This is a genomic window from Vibrio sp. S9_S30 (genome assembly GCF_014694455.1).
Classification (GTDB): domain Bacteria; phylum Pseudomonadota; class Gammaproteobacteria; order Enterobacterales; family Vibrionaceae; genus Vibrio.
On sequence record NZ_JAAUWT010000009.1, the window covers coordinates 142,552 to 165,370 of the forward strand.

Here is a 22,819-nt window from a genome sequence, read left to right on the forward strand (position 1 = left end):
TTGAGCGCCTTTTTATGAACAAGACAACTTTCTATTCTGTGTTTCCAATTTTCGCGTCGCACTTTTTATCCCAGATGGCCAGTTGGGCCTTTAGAGCGGCGATCATTTACTATATCTACGATACCAATGGCGGCTCCGGCTCCGTCCTCGGCTTATCGATCATTTTCTCTTACTTACCTATTGCATTAGGCGGAATTTTTCTCTCCAAATACGTCGACTCGGTGCAGTCATTGCGCTGTTTATCGGCGATCAGTTTACTTCGAGGTGGGGTGATCTTGTTGCTGATCCTCGTCGGCATGGTACATGAGTTTGTCACCCCCGTCGCCATTGCTGTGGTGTTCTTGATGGGGTTGACTGTTCCTGTCTATTCATCGGCGCTAGCGCGCTACTTTCGGAAAAACAAGCGAAGCGAGGACGTGCCGTCTTGCATTGCTTTTGTGAGCAATATTGATTGGTTGTGCATGATATTAGGGGCTACTGCGGGCGCGTTGTTGCTGAAAGCAACCAGCATCGGTTTTGTGCTGCAACTGGCGTGTGTGATTTATTTCACTACCTTTTTCGTGTTCTGGCGTTCACGTGGTTCAGAACAATCTGACGAGACGGAACCCGCCTCTCCTGCCAGTGGACAGGCATTTTTTGGGCACACGCTTATCATTGCTGTGTTCTTTTTGAACTTCGGAGCTGGCATCATCAATGTGTACGTCAATGTAGCCTCTAGGAATGTCTATGCGCTCGCAGAGCAGGGCATTTCGGTGTTCTACATGTTCAATGGCATTGGTGCTTTCTTAGGGTCTTTACTAGTGTATTTCTTGATGAATCGGTACAAGAAAACCGATGTTGCTTTGATAGGATCGGTGGTGATCGCTCTCAGTATATTTGGAATGGGACGACTGGATGATTTCCACTTATCGGTCCTGTACAGCAGCCTGATGTTGATGTTCGGTCAGGTGTTTGCGATTGCTTGCCACTCCCACTTGTTGCTGGAAAACAGCAAGGACGTGGCTGGAAAAGTGACTGGATACTTCACTGCAGCGACGTTTGTTGGGGTCATTTTCAATGCGGTAATGTTTTTGATTTTAGACAGTTTGGGGATTGAATTTTCGCTGTACGCCAACGCGAGCCTCTTGGTATCAGGTGTGTCTGCGATCCTGCTGGTGGCTTACCGCTACTCGTTCAGTGCGAAATTCAGTCTCCCTATAATGGAGGGGCAAGACCGTGAACGATAGCCGCTTCGGTCCGTTGTCCCTGAACGACCTCGAGCAGGTCGAAGATGTGATTCGCTTTTCCGCATCCAAAGACTTACAGCGTGCGGTCCTACTGCTCCGTCGCTGGAATGAGGAAGAAACGGCGTTTGTGTTTGAATTGCAGACTCGGCAGTATAATGGGATCGAGTATCAGTTGTGCCAGTCGTTGCCAGTGACGCGTGACAGTGAAATAACGTTGAGTCAAGACGGGAACTATCTCGCGTATCTTCAAGAGGTGGAGGAGCAGGAACAGATCGCCATACGTCCGTTCGAAGCGATTGAGAAAGCGATTCTCTCCATTCCTGTCCGATCGGCGGAATCTTTGTGCTGGAACCACCATACCCTCTATTTGTTTTGTGATGCCATCCCAGAAGGTGAGTGGCAAAGTGTACAAGTCATGGCGTGTACCATGGAGCGATACGCGTGGTGGCGATGTCGAAAGCAAATCGCGACGATTTCGCTGTCCCAGGCGACTTTGCGCCCATTGTCAGATCGGACCATGATGGACGCGAGCCTTATCACTGTGTCGAGTGATGGGTCAATGTGTGCTTATCTGGAACATGTCGGGTACCGTGACGCGGGGATGGGGCTGAACTTGGTACTGCAAACCGATGAGAGTACGCATGATGTGATTCCATTGCCGAACGATTTTATCACTCATCTGGCCATTTCGCCCTCCAACAAACACATCGCCTGGATTGGCAGTCGTCTTTCAAAGAATCCAGCATCACTGTCATTATCGCGAGAAAGTACGTCGCAAAGTGTCCGACAGAGTAAAGGCATTAACCTGTATGATTCCCGTGTGTTTGTCCTGACGCTCGAGACGCTTGAACTGATCGAGATTGACGTCGATGAGACGGCAGGGATCCCGGTGGGTCAGACTCAAGGTCTTACTTGGCTCAGCGAAGAACGGTTGCGCTATGTGACGACGCACGGATCCACGACGCGCCTCGTAGATTATGATAGGGAGGCTCACCACCCCCAGCCTGTTCCACTATTGGAGGGACGTTCACGTCACCACTATTTTGGTGAAAATGGAGATGTGTTGATGATGGGATCTGACCAAGGTCAACCTCACCGCTTGTATCGTTTTAATGCGCAAGCTCAGTCGCTTCACCCGACGATGGTGTTGCCACAAAGCTTTCGTACGGCGGTTCCGAAGGTATTGGGTCAAGGTCCAGCCTCTGAAAGTTGGATTTATTGGCCAACGGTTGTGCAAACACGGCAACCTATGGTGGTGTATGTGTATGGTGGACCGACGCCACTTGGCCAAGAGTTTGATGATAAGCTTCAAGTGTTGGTGGGGTCGGGGCTGGCGCTTCTGGTTGTGAATCCATCTGGATCATCTGGGTATGGTGCTGAGCGAGCTGATGCGTTTGTTAACGACTGGGGTAAGACGGCAGCGAGGGAAGTGGTAGATACCCTATCGGCAGTTCTGGCGACTTACCCTTGCTTGGACGAAGATCGTGTGGGGCTGTTTGGTGAGAGTTACGGTGGATTTCTCGTCAACCAAATTTTAACCCTTAGCGATCGGTTTTGCGCTGCAGCCTCCGTCGCTGGTTTTAGTAATATCGTCGGATACTGGGGCAGCAGTGTCGCGGGGTATCAATTTGGTCTCAGTGCTCAATCGGGAACGGGTCAAGAGGCGTTAGCCAATATGATGGCCTGTTCTCCGGTGTTCCAATCAAATGCGATCACAGCGCCACATTTATTGATGCATGGAGCGTTGGATGATATTGTCCCGATTTCAGAATCAGAGCAGTTGTTCACTGCCCTGAAGTCGCAGAAGAAAGAGACCTACTTAGTCCGGTTTCCTGACTCTGGTCACCGTTTTGATGACTCGTTACCTACTTACATTGCGTATCGTAATTACTTGGTGTCATGGTTTAGACTCAAGCTTTTGGGGTGCGCTGAGAATTGGCAAGCGCTGACATCAGAGGATGTCGATCAACCTATTTAGTCACCCTGGACAGAGGTGTAATGCATGCCTCTGTCCAGAATACCCTGTGGTGGAGAAGTATGAAACCAAGATTATTTTTGTTGCAAATGCCTTTTATGGATGAGGGAGCCCCGTGGGTCTGTGCGCATTGTGCTATGTTGGAAGGGGCATTGGCGGTTAATCCGAGTTGGAACGAACACATTGAGGTGCGCCGTATCCCTTTTGCGAAACCTCGTGACGAATTAGTGGCGGCATTAGGGCAAGAGCATCAATGGCTGCCCGTGTTCATTCTGGAGGATAAACAGACCATCACGGAACCTGAAGCGATCATCGATTATTTGGCTCAGCGATTTGGCGGGCCTCGGGTCCACCCCTGACCATTGAGAGGGGGCGATGCTCCCTTTGACACACTTTTTAGCTAGTCGCCATTTTTCGGCTGAGGTACCTAAATATGGCCAGCTGGGCCAGTTCTGCAAACAAACCACACCCTATGAACAAGATGAGATCCGACCAAGTCGGCATGATAAAGTCTCCCATCATTAATGCCCCTGACGCCACAATGTTAAACATCATGCCATAGAACAAGACGGATGCCAGATAACATGGCGCATATCGAACGATCTTGTCGCGATGAAAGTGTTTATGCGATTCAGCGCCGCACGAGCCATGGGTGATAGGCTCAATCGTGCGGTGTTAAAGCGCCGTGTGCCCCCTCGTAACAATACCTGCTTTAGGGAACGCAGTCTTTCCAGACCCTGGGTGCCACTCTCTGCCGGTTCCAGCACATCCCGACATAGTTTGAGAAAAGGGTGGTCGCGCCGAATAGCCAAGGGCAGCTTGGCCAACAAGGACTGATAAGCAGGGTAGTGACGTTCGACACACACTGATATTTGCTCCAATTGGAGCACGAGCAGTAGCAAGCAAAGCGTATGTCGCCAGCTTTACTGAAGCCTTAGCCGCTGAAATGAAAGACAAAGGTGTGAACATCACCTGCTTGTCACCGGGGCGAACGGATACGGGCTTCTTTACGTTCGATGGCAAGGATGAGTCGAGCTCTGGCACGGGAACATTTGCCGCAAAATACCGAGTCAGTCCAGCGAAAGTTGCACAGAAAGGATTGGATGCCTTGTTCAAAGGGCGTTTTAGAGAGATTCCATTTCTGGACAACAAATTCTACGTTTTCTTGAATCGAATTCTGCCTAAAAATGGGGGGTTAATGATGTACAGTAATGCGATGAAGAAGGCATAAAAAGGTCGGAGCAGAGGCTTCGGCGAAGTGCGGCTTCACCGTGTTTAGCCGCAACCCAAACAAAATGCCCACCAGCAGTGTCTGCGATGTTGCTTAGGGCTAATCCGACCAAAACATCACCTAGGTTAAGCGCGAGCGGATATTCAAGTTTAGCAATCGGAAATAAAGAACATATCGACGCCATAATAAAAGAGAGGAACAATAAAATCGGTGAATGGTAAATAGCGTACCTATATTACTTACATGAATATTATCAAGCGATGAGTTGAGAGTCTGATAAGTTTAATCTCCTTATAAATATATATATTAATAGAGGTTTTCTTTTGATTTCGATAATTAGATGAAGAAAATTTATATTGTTGAGCACTTATTATAAACGAAGTGAGATCACAATGCTCACTGAAATTCCTAATGATTTTTCAAACGACGGCTTCAACGCGAGTTTCAATTTTATGTTGTTTTAGCTAAAAGCTATGGAAACATCATTTTCCCTTTCATCCCCTCTCTTTATCTTGCTGATTTATATGTAAATTATTCTATTATTTGCAATTCAAAAAACAAGGAAATAAACCATGATTGAGTCAAAAATAAGATTGCATACCTACCACAAGACCTTACATCTACCTTTGCAAAAATCTGACATTAAAGATAGAAAAATGATTTAGCGAAAAAGAACCGAAGGGATGAATATTCTTTATCTTGCTATTCCAAATGATAAATATCCATTTGAATTAATGAGTTTTTTATTAATAAAGGAAAGGGGGACGTATTTATGAAAATTTTCACACCATGATAATCCTAACTGATACCTAATTAAAAAAATAGAGAAATAAGTGTCTGATTCCTATTGTTGGGTCGTATATGTAATTTGTCGCGTTATATGTTTCTTTACATTGAATGAACATTGCAATGTTGAACGAATAATATGCGCTTGTTAGCTTGCTCATTTTTTAATCACCCATAAAAATAGTAGGTAACAGATGAAAAAAATCGTTAAGAAGACTAGCCAAGCTGCGATATTGTTCGTGGCATTTGTGTTTGAAACGCAAGCGCAAATTCACCCTGAAGAGGCATTTGCGGTGACGCCTTTCCAAGTGAAAAAATTAGATATCTCAAGCCCACAACTCATTAATGATCGGGTATTTTTATATGGACCTGAACTGTATGAAATGGATTGGGATGATTTCTTCGCACAAAATGCCCCGCTTTTAGCCGAGAAAAAAGAAGTCATCATGCATTGGGCAGGCTATGCCAGTATTAGTCCCAAATTAATTCTTAGTTTAATCGAAATGCAGTCTGGGCTAGTGAGCGAACCGGATGAAGAAAAGCTTGAGAACCCACTACCGGGCTTGACTAATAAAATTGGATTTGATGCCCAAGTAAAAGCCGTTACTTTGCGATTGAGCCAGCGATTTTATGCGTTTGAAGAAGCGCTTAACCGTGAAAAGTCAGCGTTGCCTCAATACAGCACTCCGGCCATCTTGGCACTCCAAAGTACATTAAGCGAAATACGATCTTCTGAGCAAGAACGCGAACATACATCCAACTCAAATGCTCAGCTAAATGAACTGTTAGACGCATACGAACAAGTGTTTGCAGGGGAATCTTTAGTTCGTTCTCTACAACCAAAAAGCGACGAGCTAACACTTTCGGCTAAAAGCAGTGTAGACAATAGCGCAGAGAATAGTGCAAACAATAGCGCAGACAATAGTGCAGACGATACTTTTACTTTGCATTTCCCCTGGCCAAGTGGCTCAGTATGGCGCAGTAGTGGTGCGCACTCCTTTTCGGGTTTTGAGTACCCTTATTCATCGCTCGATTTTAGTAATAGCAAAGGTGGGTGGGGCAGTGATACACCTTGGGTTCAAGCGTCACATGGGGGAACCGTCACACGCCATTCCCGTTGTAATATCACAGTGACACATTCCAGTGGTTACGCCACCAACTACTATCACATGGATAACTTGCAATACAATACGGGCGACAATATTGCAGCGGGTGCTTGGTTGGGGCGCTATGCGAACAATATATCCACGGCATTGTGTGAGGGTGGGCATTCTTCAGCACCTCACCTACATTGGTCTTTGCTAAGAAATGGGCGATATATCTCGTTGCAAGATATGTATATCAGCGGATACCGTGTTAATGTTGGGAACAGGAATTATGATTCAAATTGCCGAAACTTCTACTTCGAGAAGGATGGGCACCGCACATGCGCATTTAATAGACTGTACCGCTAATTGATTCTGAATTGAAAGAATATGCCCATACCGATCTTCGGTATGGGCTTTTTTATACCCAAGTAGGCTCTAAATATCAGCAGACCTTAGAAGCGTTATGCAAAACTGACGAGTCCTGACCTTTAGTGTGTGAATGGTTTGTTAGTATCATATACAGGTAACGTACTATTTGACGTAGTATTGGTCTATGAATTTACAACATCAGGGTTTAAAAGCCAGTTAAGTAGGGATGAGAAGTGAAGAAGCGAGCTTTTAGGTTACGCGCTTTTGGATTACGCGCTTTTGGATTAATGGCGGTCCTCATTTTTAGTCGTGTTTATGCGCAAGAAAACATTCGAATTTATGCGGCTTCTTCTATGACCAATGCAGTAGAAGAAATCATAGAGAGCTTTGAAGCAAGCTACGATTATAATGTGATTCCTGTTTTTGGCAGTTCATCTTCCCTAGCCAGACAAATCAATGGAGGAGCCCCAGCGGATGTGTATATTTCCGCGAACAGTAAGTGGGCGGATTACCTGCAAGCACAAGACAACATCAAGAAAGAAAACGTCGCTATTCTCGCCAGCAACACTCTCGTTTTAATCTCTTCCCCCAATAAAAACATTCAATTTGATGTTACCAAAGCGGGGGAGTGGGAACGTATTTTGAAAAACGAAAGGATGGCAATAGCGCAACCCGATGCCGTTCCTGCAGGTATTTATGCCAAAGAGGCACTAACCAGTCTCGGCGTGTGGGATAGTGTAAAGAAAAGAACAGCCCATATGAAAAATGTGAGAGCGATTTTGGCATTTGTAGACGTGGGCGAGTCACCTTTAGGTATTGTCTATAAAACCGATGCTATTGCGTCTGGAAAAGTAAAGATCTCTTATGAATTTGATGAATCCTCACACTCAAAAATTACTTATCCATTAGTGAATGTGAGTGAAACCAATTCCGCGACGTTACTGACGAGGTATTTTAAAAGCGATGCTGCCAAAGCCGTGTTGCAGAAGCATGGCTTTAAAGTAATAAAGAAAAGTGAAGACACCGATGAAGTGAAATAACGGTGGAGCTCCGTGTCTATAGTGATACGGAGCATAGTGACACGGTGCTTAGCTTAGCTTAGCTTAGCTTTGTTTTTACCCAATCTGTTTTACCCAATCCGACTGAGGCAATCCCTTGTTTACGCTTTCCGTAAGTTCAATCGACCTGTTTAGAACGGATGCACTTCATTAGCAAGATCTAATGAAATGAAGGAACTTCGAAACCCATTATTCCAATCATGCAACATATACCCGCCGTTGGATTTTACGAACCCCACCTCAGCATTCTCTCGATAGTCGGTTAAAAATGCGCTTGCAATGGCAGGGCTGGAAATAACGGTCGCCCCTCCGACATTGCAGACAATACTGTTGTGTAGATGACCACAAACAATGCGAATGTCTTGATTCGATTGTTCAATGATCCGCGCAAGGCAGTCTGAATTGCCGAGCCGAATGTTGTCCATAAACGGAATACCAGACATAAACGGCGGGTGATGTAAGGCGACCAGAGCGGGCTTATCGGGTTGACGGTGTAATGCATCACTTAGAAACGCGAGTGTGTCTTTGGATAACTCCCCCTCGCCCCGATCGGGGATCGTGCTGTCTAATCCTATTAACGTAAAATCGCGCAACGAGTGAACCCAGTTGAGTTCACCTGAATGGGGCAAGTATTGGTGCTGCCGAAAACACTGTCTTAGTGGTTCTCTTTTGTCGTGATTGCCCGGAATCACAAAGTAGGGGAGTTGCAGTTGGTCGATGATCGCTTTGAACACTTCGTAGCTGGCGAGATCGCCTTTGTCGGAAATGTCTCCTGTAACGAGTACTGCGTCAATTTCCCCCAACATGGGCAAATCGCGTTGAATCTTCTTGATGGCGTTCTCAAAGATTTCATGCGTATTAAGGACGTTTGACACCTTGTTTGGCCGAGCCGCAAGGTGTAAGTCTGTAATTTGGAGAATACGTGACATCGAATCGGCTCCTTTACTTAATCCCAGCACGTAAGAATGCTTGAACAAACTGACGTTGGAAGATCAAAAATGCGACAAGTAGCGGCGCGATAGACATCATGGTTGCCGCAGAGATAACGGAAATATCCACGCCATTTTCTGGCGCACCGAAAATCGATAACCCGACGGTTAAAGGGCGAGTCTCGTCTGAATTGGTGACGATCAGTGGCCACAAAAAATTGTTCCAATGCGTTGAAACAGACACGAGCGCGTAAGCCAAGTAGGTTGGTTTGGCTAAAGGTACGTAAACTTTCATTAAAATGCCAAAGGTGGAGCACCCCTCCACACTCGCGGCTTCATGCAATTCTACAGGCACAGATTTGAACGACTGGCGCATCAAGAAAATACCAAAGGCACTGGCCATATAAGGCATGCCGACACCCAGAATCGTGTCAAATAACCCCAGTTTCGATGTAATGGCATAGTTTTCAACAATCAATACTTCAGGAAGAATAAACAACTGAAGCAAGACCAGAATAAAAACAAAATCCTTGCCCGGGAAAGAGATTTTCGCGAATGCAAACCCTGCTAAGGTGGTAATAATAAACTGCCCAATCAAGACGATAGTGACAAGAAAAAAGGTATTAATGAAGTATGTTATCCACGGTGCACCGTCCCAAGCAAACCGGAAATTATCCAATGTCCAACTGGAAAATAGGTTGAAATTCACCGCGTCTGATGTGGTATGGAACGCCGCAAAAAAGGCGAATAACAAAGGCGATATCCAAACAATGGCAAGAAGGATCGCGCCAAAAGAGTCAAGATAATCCGCCATTTTGTCTGTAAAAAGGCGCTTTGGGGCGAACGCTGTAGCGTGAGTGCTCATTGATAGTGTGTCCTTCTATCGAGATACAGAAATTGCACCGCGGCGGCGATACCCAGAACGATGAGCACCATAACCGTTAATGCCGCAGCATGTGGGGCATCAAAGAAGGCAAACGCCATTTCCCAGATGTAGTACAGAATCAACTTGGAGGCATCGGAAGGGCCGCCTTTGGTCAGGATAAACAGGTGATCAATGAGCTTCACGGAGTTGATCATGGCATTCACCACAATAAACAGTGTCGTTGGCATAAGAAGAGGTAAAACAATACGCCTTGTATACGTCCAGCGGCTGGTGCCTTCAATGTCTGCGGCTTCTTTATAGTCCGTTGGAATGGTTTGAAGCGCCGCCAGATAGAAAATCATGAAAAAGCCCGCTTCTTTCCAAATGGTGACGATAATAACAGCCCAAAGCGCTGTGTCTGGATGACCTAACCAGTTTACAGAATCAAAGCCAAACCATGCGCCAATTTGATCCAAAATCCCCAAATGTGGTGTGTAAAAGAATAACCATAAGTTGGCCGCAGCAATCATCGGCAAAACCGTGGGCGTAAAATACGCCGTCCGAATAAAGCCCGTTGCCGACATTTTTGAATTCGCCCAGAGCGCCATAATCAAGGCAATGATGATGGACGCAGGAATGGTGACACCTGCGTAGAACAGGTTGTTTTTTACAATCATCCAAAATGTGGGGTCATTAAACAGATCAACGTAATTCTCTAAGCCTGAAAACTCTGACGGTTTTCGACGGGTTTCTCTCGAAAATAAGCTGGACCAAAATGTCGCGACTGATGGATAGAAAGCAAACAGTGATAACAAAATGGCGGCAGGCGTGAGAAGGAACCACCCATAGAGGTGCTGCCTACGTTTTTCCATTGCGGCGTATTGATTCATAAAGTGATCTGCATAGTCCATTCTGAATGCGCTTTGTGAGCCTGTGTTTCTTACACACTCAACAGAGCGACATTCATTTGTATTAATGTGGAGTCAGCACCCGTTTAGACATCTCGGGTGCCACTCCGTTAACGAACGCTTCTAAGTTGAAACTTATCGATAGTTTCTCAGCAGCCTCTCGGCTGATTTTTGCGCTTCTTCCAAAGCCGCTTCCGGTATTTTGGTTCCGGTGAGTGCGGATTGAATGGCTTTGTTTAACCCTTCACGAACGCGAGCTGTTTCATACGTCGAAAATTCCGCTACTGCATGCTCTAATTGGTTCCGTGCAACCAGTGCGGGTGGGAAAGAGGCAGCGTATTGCTTCAGTGATTCTGTTTCATAGGCACTTTTGGATACGCCCATATAGCCTGTTGAGATAGACCAATTCGCCGCTTGTTCTGGCGCCGTCATGAATTTGATCAGCTTGAGAGAGGCGGCTTTTTCTTTATCGGTGGTGTCTTTGAAGATGTAGAAATTGCCTCCTCCTGTTGGTGAACCTAAACGTTCATTGCCCGGCAGCATGGCGACACCAAAGTCAAAGGAAGCCGCTTTCTTCACTGCCGACAGGTTACCTGTGGAATGCCACATCATGGCGGTTTTCCCTTCTAGGAATGCTTGGCGTAACGTGCCCCATTCCACGGTGCCTTCCGGCATGATTTTGTGTTCTTCCGACAGCGATTTCCAAAACTTAAGTGTTTCGATAACGGATTTATCGTTGAAGTACGTTTGAAGCCCGTCGTCGGACATCAGCTTTTTACCGTTCTGAATCGCAAGAGCTTGGAACATCCAATACGGGTATCCCGTTGATGGAATCATTAATCCAAAGGTGTCATCGTTGGTTAGAGCTTTCCCCATTTTAACCAGCTCTTCCCATGATGTAGGCGGCTTTTCAGGATCCAGCCCTGCTTTACGGAACATGTCTTTGTTGTAGTACGCGACAATGGTGGAACGTTGGAAAGGAATTCCCCATGTTTTCCCTTCAACCTGACTGTTTTCCATCAGTGCTGGGTAAAAGTCGTCTAACCACGCTTGGTCTTTTTGACCATTCATCAGTTCATCGAACGGTGTGATCAGGTCTTGCTCGATAAGATCGTAAACATCGATTGAAAACATCACGGCAAGCTGAGCGGGTTCGCCAGAGCTCAAAGCAGAGAGTGCTCGTACTCGTGTGTCATCGTAGTTACCAGAATAAATCGCATTGACCTTAATATCCGGATTCTCAGTTTCGAAATCCGATACCATTTTATCCACCACTTTGGTTAACGGTCCCCCGACCGCTATCGGGTAGTACATGTTTAACTCGGTTTTGGCTAAGACTGACGGACTCGTACCAGCGACTATGCCAGTTAAAACCCATCCTAGGATTGTAGAGAACTTCATAGTTTCACCCTTGGTTTATTAGCTGCTTACAGCAAGCGTTAAAACAGCGTCAGCAGTTTATTGCTGATGCTGATATTGACTGAGCCGATGCCTCGAATGACATTCGGTCTCCATTACGATCAAATAGGTGTAGAGCACTATCTTCGAACGAGATATCCACGGTACTGCCTTCTTCAAGCGAGGAATGCCCGTCCAATTTAATCACCAGCCCTTTTGCGTCTGGATGATTCAAACTTATGTGCGTTTCAACACCGAGGTATTCACACTCCGAGACGGTGCAAGTTAAGCGGTTATGTTTGTCGTCAACCGAGTGTTGTTCGCTGTTGGCAATACGGATGTTCTCCGTTCGTATACCGATGGTGTGTGCGTGTTCAAACCCCTTTAATGCGGAGGCTGAAATCAGCGCCATCGGCGGCGCACCCACAAACTCAGCGGCAAACGTATTTTGAGGTTCGTTATACAGTTCTTGTGGCGTGCCGGATTGCATGATCCGCCCGTCTTTCATCAATATAATGATGTCTGCCATGCTCATGGCTTCGGTTTGATCGTGAGTAACATACACCACGGTCATCCCCAGCTTACGTTGCAGTTTTTTAATATCTCGACGAACCGAATTTCTGAGTTTTGCATCCAAATTTGAAAGTGGCTCATCCATCAAGCAGAGCGGCTGACCAGCCACAATGGCTCGGGCTAACGCGACTCGCTGACGTTGCCCACCAGACAATTCCCCAGGTTTTCTTTGCTCGTACCCGAGCAGCCCTGTGATGTCTAAGGCGTTTTTCAGTTTCTCTTCCCGTTCCAGTTTGGGCACTTTTCTTACTTTCATACCAAACATGACATTTTCAGCGACAGAGAGGTGAGGAAAGAGCGCATAAGATTGGAATACCATCGATAAATTTCGAGAAGCGGGCGCAAGCTCTGTTACATCTCTTGCATCGATAACGATGCGTCCAACATCGGGGGTTTCTAACCCAGCAAGTAGACGCAATGTCGTTGACTTACCGCAACCTGATGGACCAAGAAGGGCGACAAATGCGCCTTCTGGGATTTTGAACGAGATGTCTTCAACACCGAGTTGGCCGTTCCAGCGTTTGCCAATATTGTCGAATTCGACAAAGGGGTGTTTACTCATGATGTTTTGTCTCCCACTAGCTTAAGACGATCGCCAACACGCTCACTGAGTGCGGAAACGTCTTCATCTGGATGTTGATTCATTATGATTTGGTCTACATCAAAAATACTGCCACCCACAGCAGGGGCTATACGGCGAAGTTTGGAGCTGTCCATCACTAAAATGGACGTTTTGCAATGTGTTCTAATGGCTTCCCTTACGCGCACCTCCGAGGCATGAAAATCCAACATTCCCCCATCTTCCGACACGCCTGCGACACCAAAAATGCCAAACTCAGCTCGATAGGAATGGAAGAAGGTCAGGACGTCATCACCCAAAATGTCTCTATCAGGGAGGCGCAATTCCCCCCCAGGAAGAATCACGCGATTGGTTAATTCACCACTGAGCGCCATGGCTGCGTTTAAGTTGTTCGTCATGATCGTTAAGCCAGTTTTATTGTGGAGGGCTTCTGCCACCATGGTGGGTGTGGAGCCGATAGATATAAAGAGTGTAGAACCATTTGGGATCATGTCGGCCGCGGCCGCGGCAATTGCTCTTTTTTCACTAGGGTTAGTGATGGCTCTTTGGTCGTAAGGTGTATTCAGTGGTTGTTCAAAACGTTCAACCCCACCATGCCGCCGGCGAAGACGGTTGTCGTTACATAGATGGTTGATATCTCGTCGAATGGTTTGGGCTGAAACGCCGAATGCCTCGACCAAGGTTTCGACAGAGACATTCCCTTCTTGTTGAGTCATTTCAATAATGAGCTCGCGTCGGATATCGGTTTTCTTTGTGGTTTTTGGATCGTGATTCATATCTGTTCATATCTCCACTTTCATGCCGAATATAATGATGGATTTAACAGTTGGCTAACATTTTTTGAGCATTCGAGCATTTTGTTTCTCATTTATTGATCAAACGCTCAATAATGAGTAAGTTAAAGGAAATGACATCTCTCGTTCACAACAACGTCATGAATAATGGGATCATATGGTAAAGAGGACACAATGGTTGCGTTGACTTAACCATCTGTTATTTATCCATAATTTCAGTTTTATTTTTGAGTGAGACGAAGTAGCCTGTCTGTATAACAATGCGTTCTCTACTCGGCTTTAATCATTAATACAAGGAAAAGGAATGCTCGAATTTAGAAATACATACCTTTTAATGCGTCATGGAGAAAGTAAAGCGAATGTTGCAGGAATTGTGGTCAGCGATCCGACGATCGGCTGTGACAAGTATGGCCTAACGGACATCGGTAAGCAGCAGGTCATTGCCTCCGCCAAAGCGTATTCGGGCAAACCCATTACGCTGGTGGTGCATTCCGATTTCAAACGGACGGTTGAAACCGCCGAAACGGTAAAAAGTACGCTCAGTATTCTGGATTCGAAAGTAGACGCTCGGTTACGAGAGCGCTTTTTCGGAACATGGGAAGGGAAAAGCTCAGACACGTATGAAAAGGTATGGGCGAAAGACAGTGTGTCTTCAACGCAGACCGACAACGGGGTTGAAAGCGCCCAAAGTGTTTGTGAAAGGGCGTGGAGTGTTCTGTTAGATTTGGAAAAAGCCCACAAGAATGCCGTTATTTTACTGGTGTCTCATGGGGACACTCTTCAAATTTTAAGCACGGTATTTCACAACTTGGCATCGGGGCAACATCGAACGTTACCTCACCATGAAACCGGACAAATAAAGCTGATCGCATCCGCTGGTGATTGTCTTCCTATGGCTCCTTGTGCTATCGAGTGAGGTGTCTCTGACGAGTAATGCGTTGAAATGCCCTAATCTAAAGGCGATCATAAAGGGACGAATACTTATTCGCCCTTTCGGTGTGCTTTCTGCGCCATGACGATAATGACTGGTTTTGCTGTTCCAATTTGGTCGTCAGTTTGCGTAGTAAGTGGAGGTCGAACAAAGATAGGCTTTCTTTCCATCATATGGGAGCAAAGCCGAGCACTAAAGTGACTCGGCTTGACAGTTCGCTGCCTTCAACAAAAGGCTTGATCAATAAAAGGCTTGTTCAATATGGTGTCCTCTAACAAAAAATGGCGCTATCTTACAACATACTTAGATAGCCATTTCGCCATTGATTCACCGATATGCTGGTAACCGTCGCCACTGTAATGAATCTTGTGGAAATTCCATGCACTCAATCCAGGTGTCGTATAATCGTCTGTGCTGAACCACTGGTAATTCACATTAGAGTCAGCAAAAATCTCCTGTTGCTGCCGAACAACCGAAGAATATATACCAGCGTCTTTAATCCTACCGACCGAGACAGGAAGTGCCACCGAAAATGCTTCGTTTATTTTATTGACCATTATTTGAAGGTTTGCTGAATAATTATTGGCCAATGAAGCAGAGTGTCGGTCACCTTCTCCCTGCATCCAACCCAATCCAAGTAAGAAAGGTGCTTTTCCTGTTGATGCTATCGTTTTACAGCTATTGAGAGCAGCAGTCAGTAATGGATCAAGATACCCTGATGTCTTGATCCATTGCGTTACGCTCGAACCGCCTGCGGCTACTTTTGCAATTTTAGAGGAGTTCATCAGACCGCGATCAATCATGTAGCGTGAAAATGGTGCTTCTGGTCCAGCGTAGGGGTACGGGGTCAACGCTGAAAATCGACCTTTTTCTGAATACCCAGCGAGGTTTGAGTTGGTGGTTCCATATCGTAATTCAATTGGATTGGAGTTCAGTCCGGGAATAAGGTTAACAAATGTGTTACTTTTAGCGTCCCAAATCTGGATATCCTCATGTTCTTTGCGAAACCTGTAGTCAAAAGCAGAGACATGTGACCATCCAGACATATTGGATTGCCCTGCCAATAATGACAAATATTCGACCTCCGCGGCCAAGCCGAGATTGTCAACGCCTCCTGAGACCGTAATACCAGACACAATTTGATCTTGCTTCTGGAGGCCCAAAACAGCTTGGCAAGTCGATTCTCCATTCAATGTAATATGAGCCGTATCCCCATCCGTTACGGGAATCCGTATTTCGATAGTCTCGTCTGAACTGTCTTTATGAAGAATGACTTGTCCTTCAGCAGTAAGGCTTTGCCCTTTACGCAATACCATACCGGGGGTATTGAATATGGCTGGCTTATTGTCTGTATCATCTAAGAGTACGACCACACCATAGTCACTCGCTAGTTCCACTGCTCGTTTAAACGTAACTGGAGCCTCTATTGTTCCTGGGTTGGTGTCTTCACCATATACAGCCGCATAAAAGATATTGCTGTCGGCTAGGTCTATTTTTGTTCCCAATGAAGGGGCGCCGAAATTGGATAGTAGATAAACACGGTCTTGGTAGGAATAGACTACCCAGTCATGTTTTTTCGCTAAAATCTCGACATTGACCACTTTCTTTTCTCGTTGCCACTGGACCGTCTTGCCAACAGAAATTTCCTGACCAGAAAGCTGGATAGGGCTAGAGGAATGGTCCGCCGAAACGGAATATATATTCTTGCTTATTTTTTTTAGACTTACGACATATTGATAAGACTCATTTTTTTCTTCAAACGATATTAAACTGCCATCGGAATATTCATCTATTCTTTTGCTAAGCATGTAATCAATATTGTTATCATCAGACAATATAATGTCGGTATCATTCACATATCGCACTGTTCCAGGTTGCGTGTTTCCATCACTATCAACAATGTATATTGGTTTTCCCAATTCAATAACATTGCCAATGACTGATTTTCCGAGTGAGGTGTCTAGTGACGAAATAGTGAATGAGGAAGACTGACTATTCCAATCACCTTCGTATACTTGTGAATATTCCCTATGTTCTTCAGTATTTTCATAGCTTCTAAAATTAAGTGTACTATCGGTCGTGATTTCCGTGTTTCTACTTAACATATAAAATAAATGACGATATTGATAAATAATAGCGTCAGGGGAAATCGCGAGCAGTTTTATACGTTCAGTTCGACTTCCTTGCTTCCATTTTGCTATTGCGTCTTTATTGTTTTCCTCAATGGTTATCGTTATTTCAGAAGTCGTGTGCGATGGAGAGTCAGAAGTAAACGCATTCTCTGAGCTATTCCAGACTCCTCGGGTTACTTTGTTATAAATAACATTTCCGCCTTTTACGAGTGCCAGTGACTCTCTCTGTGAAAGCTCGTGATTTGTTAACGCGTATGCTTTCCCCTGATAGCGATAAACGATTGCATGATCGTCAATTTCTAAAATGGTGACTCTTATATCCCCTATATCTGAGGACGCAATTGATGCGGAAGAGTTCGGTAGAAAAACGGAATCTGTTATGTTTGATTGGGTAGGCGATGAGGCATACGTTGCCTTGAAAGTTAATGAGTTAGGGTCCCAGCTTCCTAATGTTACGTGTGTAAAACTCTTTTCTAATGATTGATATAACCCCTCCGATGGGAGCTCTTTTGTGGAGAGAAAATACTGTTCGTCTGAATCTTTAAATAGGATGACCCCTTGATTATGTGGTTGTACATACGTTGAAGTCGTATCTGTCCCTGAGTTGCTTAGTGTTACGGGTGTAAAGGGTTTGAAGTTATATTTACTGGTTAGATTATAATCACCTTCTTGAATGTGTGAGCCAACGGATATTGTTTTTTCAATCGGGTCCCATTTTGCTTGATATAAATGTTTGTAATCTAATGCGTTAACATTTATCGATATGACACTTAATGATAAAAGTGCACTGGATATTAATATTGGTTTCATCTTTTTCACGTTCCATAATGTAAGTTGTATAATCTGCCAGCCTGACCTAACAAGCTAAAATAATGCAATAGAGTAACAACCCCCTGACGGCTTCTTTGAATCAAGACGCTCTTTTTCCATTCTTCGAATTCAAACGAAGATGGTGACGTTTGTAAATATCAGGCAGCCATTGCCATTTTTAAACGACTTCTGGCTGCTTGATATCTAGATCCCTTTCTTTTCCGGAAAATAATCTCCGTGCTTAAATGAATGAAATATTATCTTTCGATGTCGTTCATCCATTGATGCTTTTTCTCGGATACTGTCACAAAAGACCATTGGTTTCTTTTTCTGCACTGTCTTATGGTTATGTAATAAAGACACCGTAGTTTGCAGTCGAAGCTGCGCCGCCGAGGGTGACGTGTTCTCCTGCATTGACATGCATTCTATACAAGTCGAAAAAAAACGTGTTGTTTATGTCAATCTGAGTGGATGAATACTTTTCCCACGCGCTATCAAGCAGCCAAGAAGGGACATTGGTTGTACGTGCATCAAAGGCGACCCAAACCCAACCATCGACATCAACACTGAAGTTAACCAAGTTATTATTGGTTCTGGCTTTGTCTCCATTCGCGGTTTGTAGATAAGGGACACCCGTTAAAAATGCAGGAAGTTGTCTCCAAACATAGTTGCGGTCGGTATACAGTTTGGTATTCGTTGCTGTACTGGAAACCCACTGGTAGTTCAGTGTTGAGTCAACGGTTAAGTACTCGTTGAGATTTGCGACCGACAGTTCTCTTCGTGTGAGAAATACGCCATAGTTTGTGTTTGAGGCCGCGCCACCTAAAGTGACGCGATCTCGAGCATTGGCTTTCATTCTATACAAGTCGAAAAAGAACGTGTTGTCTATATCAATCTGAGTAGAAGGATATTTTTCCCACGCACTATCGAGCAGCCAAGAAGGGACATTGGTTGTACGTGCATCAAAAGCGACCCAAACCCAGCTATCTTCTTCCACACTAAAGTTGAGCAGGTTATTACTGGTATTACTTTTGTCTGCATTGGCGGTTTGGAGATAAGGAACACCTGTCAGAAATTCTGGTAGCTGCCTCCAAACGTATTTGCGGTCGGTATACAGCCTTGTATTCGTTGCGGTGCTCGTTACCCATTTGTAGTTAAGGTTTGAGTTAACACTCAACCCCCGCTCTTGCTCAATTTGTTTCAAATACTCAGCAATCTGACCTTTTTCGGCTTCTGAGAAGGCTTGCCCTGTGTGGGATTCGGTTAAGGTGTCTTCTAAGGTAGCAGCCGAACCATCATGGAAATAGGGTGCGGTATTCCAAACGCCGAGCAGTGTTGGCGTGTCAAACCCTACACCTTCAAGCGAAGCGCCTATACCTAAACCTGAACCTTCGTTAATCGTTCCTACATCATGCTTTTTCCCGTCTCGGAAGTCAGTGCCACTATGGCAGTTGACACATCCGCGGGAATCGAACAAGGCTTTCCCTGCCATGGCCACTTCTGTTAGGTTTCTGTTTACCCGATATGGGCTCATGGGGGCGTTGGTCAGAGAGGCAACATACGCGGCCAAATTGTCCAAGTCCTGACTTAGCCCTGCTTTTACGACAGATCCAAGTGGCTCTTTGCTTCTTTGGTAGTCGGCGTCGCTCATCAGCCCTGTGCCAGAAAACACTTCACGGATCTGATTTTCAAAGTCTTGAACTTCATCAAAGTTGGCTGTCCAGTGAAGGAGACCGTGCTTCATTCCGGCTCTTCCCAAAAGAGACGGGGTATTACGCAACCCTTCGCCAATTTGAGTCATGTCCCAAGTACGGCCATCATTTCGCCCTTCAAAGTGACATGAGGCGCAAGACACATACCCGTCAAGAGCAAATCTGAGATCAGAGGAGTAGAAGCTTTTCTTTCCTTCTAGAACCGGATCCGAGAGCGTTTCAGATGTAACGGTTGAAGCATGATAGAGCTCGTACATTGCATTTGATTGACCAGATAGGAGACCGGCTATATCCACAGCCGTACTGCTGCGACCAAGGAAGTTATGGGTAAACAGGCGAGTGTTACCTGTAAGAACCAGTCCTTGAGGGGCTTCTTGAGTATCGGCAGTCGAAATTAGGGCATGGGTTTTACTGTCTCTTGCTTCAACAATATTATTTCCTTGGAAAGAGACAAAATAGACATCCCCATATTGAGAGTGTGTGACATAACTCGGCAGCTCTCTGTTATCGAAATCGATGCGTCTTGAAAGGTTTTCTTCTCCCGTTGCCAGATCAATGACAGAAACGATTGAACGTACCGTGTTCTGAAAATCAAGTGGCTGTCCATCTCGGAATTCACCACGAGCGATGTTGGCCTTTAGCGAGCTGACAAACAGCTCTGTTCCCTGAGGGTTAATGGATATAGACGACAAATAATTCGGCAGACCACGTCCGCTTGCTTCGGTATCGGGTGTTGGATCAAAGGCTAACGTAATCACTTCAACCTTTTCCAAATCATTCACCTGGACTTTGGCGACACGTCCTGCATCGTCATCACTGATAAACTGTGTTACGTAGGCATATTCCCCATTGCCATCTACGGCGAGTGCTCTAGCGCTTTTTATCACTGGCTGGCGATCTACGATGACACCGGACGCGTTCAGTCTCAGTAGCTCACCAGTGCCTTGCAAAGAGACCAGAACTTCTTCACTTTGAGGAATGCGCACTAACGCAGCAGGTAACGTTTGATCGGGCAACATAATGTCGTCGTCTTTGAGCCCAGTGGTTGGATTGATTCTAGAAATCGTTGCACTGAGTCGATTCAGCACCCAAAGCTGACCACTAGATGTTTGAATGATAGAGACTGGCTTTTCTCCAACTTTGGTCTCCCAAAGGGATTGCCCTGTAATTTTAGAGAGAGAGGTCACCGAATTGTTATCGGGGTTGACCTTCACAATCGCTGAGCTCATTGCGCCAGATACTTTTGCTTCAATGATCGTGGCAGACTGAGTGGGAGCATAAGCCGTAGGTTCACCATAAACCACTTGTATGGCACTGCAGTTCGTTAAACCAGCATCGTTTCTTACACTTAACTTGATGGGGTAACGACCAGCTTCGGAGTAGGCATGAGTCATAGAGGCTGAGTTAGCATCCATGGGCGTTTGTGCCGTTCCATCACCGAATGACCAAGCATACTCGACGCTTTGTGTCGAGGTAACGTGGCTGGCAAATGAGGCGGTGCTGTTTACTTGTATGGGCGCAACTTCATTGATAGTGCAAAGTGGAAGGTCGATTGGCACTTCGCGCGCTTTTGCTGCCACGATATAATTGGTGCTTGAGCCATTCGAACCGCCGTTAAGCGCACCACCAAGTGATACGTTGCCCGAGTTCAGCGCTTTGTGATAGATATTAAAATTCCACGTGCTTCCGTCTGTTATTCCAAAGGAAACATGATCAGAAAGCTTGGTGTAGCTCTCATCAAGCCAAGTCGGTAACGAGGTCGCGCGCGCATCAAACATTACGTAGAAATCGGTAGCACGATTCATTGATAGCGAAAGATATTCGGTATTCGAGTTCGCTTTATCGCCATTTCTGGTTTTCACTAAAGTGGCGCCATTAAGATACTGGGGCACGGACTTGAACACATAATTCCTATCGACATAGACCTCCTCAGAAACCGCCACTCGCTGAGAGTCGTCTGCGGAAGAGGGGCTTAGGATATCAAGAATTGACCCCGTGTGGCTTAACGAACCCCCGTTACCTGTTGTTAGCGTAGCTTCGAATCTTGGGGACGGATTGCCTACGTAATCTTTGATTCCTTCAACAATCACGGTATATCGAGTATTCGGCTGTAACGCTTCGTTTGGGGTAAAGTTTACAATCCCAGCTTTCACTGAGTATTTTCCCGCAATTGGCTGGTTGGAATCGTCGGCAATGACCGCAAAGGTGTTTTGGTTCACCGATGAGAAATCGACACTGTCACTCATGGATAACCCAATTCTGGAAGTCAGCGGTAACGAATTAGAACCAGACGCTGGATGCATCCAGTCAACTTTAGGCGGAAGCGTGTCCGGTTGAGTATCGTGAACAAACAGACCACTCCCACCATTATGATCATTTCCAGCAAAGACAAGATTACCTAACACCTCAGCGAAGTCTTCGTCTCTCTTATACATTCTGGTTGTCATGGCTTCACCAACGGCGGCGCCGCGTGCTAGGTCGTATTTTACAGCCCCAGTGGAAACGCCACTGAAAAAATAACCATCTTGATAGGTGCCGTAACCACCACGGTTGTTGATCAAGCGTGATGTTGAAAAGGTGTCGGCCAAAACACCGTCATGAGTGATTCGATGGGCGGTGACGCTTCCGCCGCTTAGGTTAGAAGTGAATAAATACCCAGATGAAAACGTAGAGCTGTAGCCGGCTGCCGTGTTGAAGGATTCAATTAATAATGGGTTTTCAGGATTGGAAATATTTAAGGAAGCACCCTGATTGGAGGCTGGTACGGTCCCTATAAGGAGGTTCCCGATGGCATGTGGCATGCCCATATTCGTATTCCCCATTTCCGAGGGAGACAGGGTTTTTACATGCTCGTAATCTAAGTTGTCGTCTATCTTGACAACAATGATCCCTAAGTCGGTTGCACCGAGGTACAGATAGGGGGGTTGCCAAGCCAAAGACCATGAACCTAAATACCCAGACTTAGTGATTTCGGGAATCTGAATGTTTTTGGCCATGGTAACGTTGGCTGGATCGGTGACGTCCCAAATCTGCGCCCCTTTCATCGCCGTCATAATCAACAGATCTCTTGGGCTTCCGTCGATCGTATAGGATCTGGATAGCGCAAATCCGTGGGGCTCTTTTAACCAATGTGTATCATCATTATCGTATGAATATTTTAGAACAGGGGCTCTTGGATCACTGACATCCCAAAACTCGATGCCCCCATCCTGATAATTGCCTCCACCATCCGATGAGTAGAGTACCATTAAGTAGCCGTTCACCATGGCAATACGACCATGCCCTAGATCCGATTCTAAAAGTGAGACTTGCTTGTAATGCTCATTTGTTGAATAGGTTAGATTTCCTAAACCTGGTCCGTTTTCAGCCCGCACATTCATATGAGCCAAAAGAAAGAATATTCCAGTGTATATAATGGTTTTCATTTTTTGTTCCTCATTAAATTATTTTCAAT

Annotated in this window: 16 protein-coding genes; 7 read left to right on the forward strand and 9 right to left on the reverse strand. The window is 45.6% G+C overall.

Translation table 11 applies throughout. The features are described 5' to 3' along the window. Positions 1-14: 14 nt before the first annotated feature. Genes HC752_RS12650 through HC752_RS12660 form a run of 3 tightly spaced genes read left to right on the forward strand, consistent with a single transcriptional unit; the run spans position 15 to position 3,560 of the window. A complete protein-coding gene (locus tag HC752_RS12650) occupies positions 15-1,226 on the forward strand; it encodes an MFS transporter (protein ID WP_190335524.1) in 1,212 nt (403 codons plus the stop codon). Further along, positions 1,216-3,204 (forward strand): prolyl oligopeptidase family serine peptidase, encoded by a 1,989-nt coding sequence (locus HC752_RS25280; RefSeq protein ID WP_190335525.1) that lies wholly within the window; start codon positions 1,216-1,218, stop codon positions 3,202-3,204. The genes HC752_RS12650 and HC752_RS25280 overlap by 11 nt, the downstream gene beginning before the upstream one ends. A gap of 59 nt (positions 3,205-3,263) precedes the next feature. Then, positions 3,264-3,560 (forward strand): DUF3088 family protein, encoded by a 297-nt coding sequence (locus tag HC752_RS12660; protein ID WP_190335526.1) that lies wholly within the window; start codon positions 3,264-3,266, stop codon positions 3,558-3,560. Positions 3,561-3,597: 37 nt separating this feature from the next. Here the strand turns inward: HC752_RS12660 and HC752_RS12665 are convergent, their stop codons facing one another. Continuing rightward, positions 3,598-3,756 (reverse strand): hypothetical protein, encoded by a 159-nt coding sequence (locus tag HC752_RS12665; RefSeq protein ID WP_190335527.1) that lies wholly within the window; start codon positions 3,754-3,756, stop codon positions 3,598-3,600. A gap of 325 nt (positions 3,757-4,081) precedes the next feature. On the opposite strand from HC752_RS12665, the gene HC752_RS12670 reads away from it, so the two are divergent. The 3 genes from HC752_RS12670 to modA all read left to right on the forward strand — a co-directional run bounded on the left by HC752_RS12670 (position 4,082) and on the right by modA (position 7,715). Further along, positions 4,082-4,432: an SDR family NAD(P)-dependent oxidoreductase gene (locus tag HC752_RS12670; RefSeq protein ID WP_342029475.1), complete on the forward strand. Its 351-nt coding sequence runs from the start codon at positions 4,082-4,084 to the stop codon at positions 4,430-4,432. A 980-nt stretch (positions 4,433-5,412) separates the two neighbouring features. Continuing rightward, positions 5,413-6,672 carry a M23 family metallopeptidase gene (locus HC752_RS12675; RefSeq protein ID WP_190335528.1) on the forward strand — a complete coding sequence of 420 codons (1,260 nt, stop codon included), beginning with the start codon at positions 5,413-5,415 and terminating at the stop codon, positions 6,670-6,672. Positions 6,673-6,908: 236 nt separating this feature from the next. Then, entirely contained in the window at positions 6,909-7,715 is an 807-nt protein-coding gene (gene modA, locus HC752_RS12680) for a molybdate ABC transporter substrate-binding protein (RefSeq protein ID WP_342029471.1), read from the forward strand. A 149-nt stretch (positions 7,716-7,864) separates the two neighbouring features. Here the strand turns inward: modA and HC752_RS12685 are convergent, their stop codons facing one another. From HC752_RS12685 to HC752_RS12710, 6 genes are all read right to left on the reverse strand, one after another. Next, positions 7,865-8,662 (reverse strand): phosphodiesterase, encoded by a 798-nt coding sequence (locus tag HC752_RS12685; RefSeq protein WP_190335529.1) that lies wholly within the window; start codon positions 8,660-8,662, stop codon positions 7,865-7,867. A gap of 13 nt (positions 8,663-8,675) precedes the next feature. Then, entirely contained in the window at positions 8,676-9,527 is an 852-nt protein-coding gene (locus tag HC752_RS12690; protein WP_238930513.1) for a carbohydrate ABC transporter permease, read from the reverse strand. Next, the gene (locus tag HC752_RS12695; RefSeq protein WP_238930514.1) at positions 9,524-10,438 is read right to left on the reverse strand and encodes a carbohydrate ABC transporter permease; all 915 of its coding nucleotides are present in this window, start codon (positions 10,436-10,438) and stop codon (positions 9,524-9,526) included. The genes HC752_RS12690 and HC752_RS12695 overlap by 4 nt, the downstream gene beginning before the upstream one ends. A gap of 132 nt (positions 10,439-10,570) precedes the next feature. Continuing rightward, positions 10,571-11,836 carry an ABC transporter substrate-binding protein gene (locus tag HC752_RS12700; protein ID WP_190335530.1) on the reverse strand — a complete coding sequence of 422 codons (1,266 nt, stop codon included), beginning with the start codon at positions 11,834-11,836 and terminating at the stop codon, positions 10,571-10,573. A gap of 49 nt (positions 11,837-11,885) precedes the next feature. Then, positions 11,886-12,968 carry an ABC transporter ATP-binding protein gene (locus HC752_RS12705; RefSeq protein ID WP_190335531.1) on the reverse strand — a complete coding sequence of 361 codons (1,083 nt, stop codon included), beginning with the start codon at positions 12,966-12,968 and terminating at the stop codon, positions 11,886-11,888. Continuing rightward, entirely contained in the window at positions 12,965-13,762 is a 798-nt protein-coding gene (locus HC752_RS12710) for a DeoR/GlpR family DNA-binding transcription regulator (RefSeq protein WP_190335532.1), read from the reverse strand. The genes HC752_RS12705 and HC752_RS12710 overlap by 4 nt, the downstream gene beginning before the upstream one ends. A 322-nt stretch (positions 13,763-14,084) precedes the next feature. Here HC752_RS12710 and HC752_RS12715 point away from each other — a divergent pair, with 322 nt between their 5' ends. Continuing rightward, positions 14,085-14,696: a histidine phosphatase family protein gene (locus HC752_RS12715; RefSeq protein WP_190335533.1), complete on the forward strand. Its 612-nt coding sequence runs from the start codon at positions 14,085-14,087 to the stop codon at positions 14,694-14,696. A gap of 302 nt (positions 14,697-14,998) precedes the next feature. Here the strand turns inward: HC752_RS12715 and HC752_RS12720 are convergent, their stop codons facing one another. Next, positions 14,999-17,653 (reverse strand): sialate O-acetylesterase, encoded by a 2,655-nt coding sequence (locus HC752_RS12720; RefSeq protein WP_190335534.1) that lies wholly within the window; start codon positions 17,651-17,653, stop codon positions 14,999-15,001. Between the two features lie 346 nt (positions 17,654-17,999). Beyond that, the gene (locus HC752_RS12725; RefSeq protein ID WP_190335535.1) at positions 18,000-22,790 is read right to left on the reverse strand and encodes an Ig-like domain-containing protein; all 4,791 of its coding nucleotides are present in this window, start codon (positions 22,788-22,790) and stop codon (positions 18,000-18,002) included. Positions 22,791-22,819 lie beyond the last annotated feature (29 nt).

Bases quoted from the DNA above. Each gene is read 5' to 3' on its own strand.
- HC752_RS12650 (WP_190335524.1), top strand. From the start codon at position 15: ATGAACAAGACAACTTTCTATTCTGTGTTTCCAATTTTCGCGTCGCAC.
- HC752_RS12660 (WP_190335526.1), top strand. From the start codon at position 3,264: ATGAAACCAAGATTATTTTTGTTGCAAATGCCTTTTATGGATGAGGGA.
- HC752_RS12665 (WP_190335527.1), bottom strand. From the start codon at position 3,756: ATGATGTTTAACATTGTGGCGTCAGGGGCATTAATGATGGGAGACTTT.
- HC752_RS12675 (WP_190335528.1), top strand. From the start codon at position 5,413: ATGAAAAAAATCGTTAAGAAGACTAGCCAAGCTGCGATATTGTTCGTG.
- HC752_RS12685 (WP_190335529.1), bottom strand. From the start codon at position 8,662: ATGTCACGTATTCTCCAAATTACAGACTTACACCTTGCGGCTCGGCCA.
- HC752_RS12690 (WP_238930513.1), bottom strand. From the start codon at position 9,527: ATGAGCACTCACGCTACAGCGTTCGCCCCAAAGCGCCTTTTTACAGAC.
- HC752_RS12695 (WP_238930514.1), bottom strand. From the start codon at position 10,438: ATGGACTATGCAGATCACTTTATGAATCAATACGCCGCAATGGAAAAA.
- HC752_RS12700 (WP_190335530.1), bottom strand. From the start codon at position 11,836: ATGAAGTTCTCTACAATCCTAGGATGGGTTTTAACTGGCATAGTCGCT.
- HC752_RS12705 (WP_190335531.1), bottom strand. From the start codon at position 12,968: ATGAGTAAACACCCCTTTGTCGAATTCGACAATATTGGCAAACGCTGG.
- HC752_RS12710 (WP_190335532.1), bottom strand. From the start codon at position 13,762: ATGAATCACGATCCAAAAACCACAAAGAAAACCGATATCCGACGCGAG.
- HC752_RS12715 (WP_190335533.1), top strand. From the start codon at position 14,085: ATGCTCGAATTTAGAAATACATACCTTTTAATGCGTCATGGAGAAAGT.
- HC752_RS12720 (WP_190335534.1), bottom strand. From the start codon at position 17,653: ATGAAACCAATATTAATATCCAGTGCACTTTTATCATTAAGTGTCATA.
- HC752_RS12725 (WP_190335535.1), bottom strand. From the start codon at position 22,790: ATGAAAACCATTATATACACTGGAATATTCTTTCTTTTGGCTCATATG.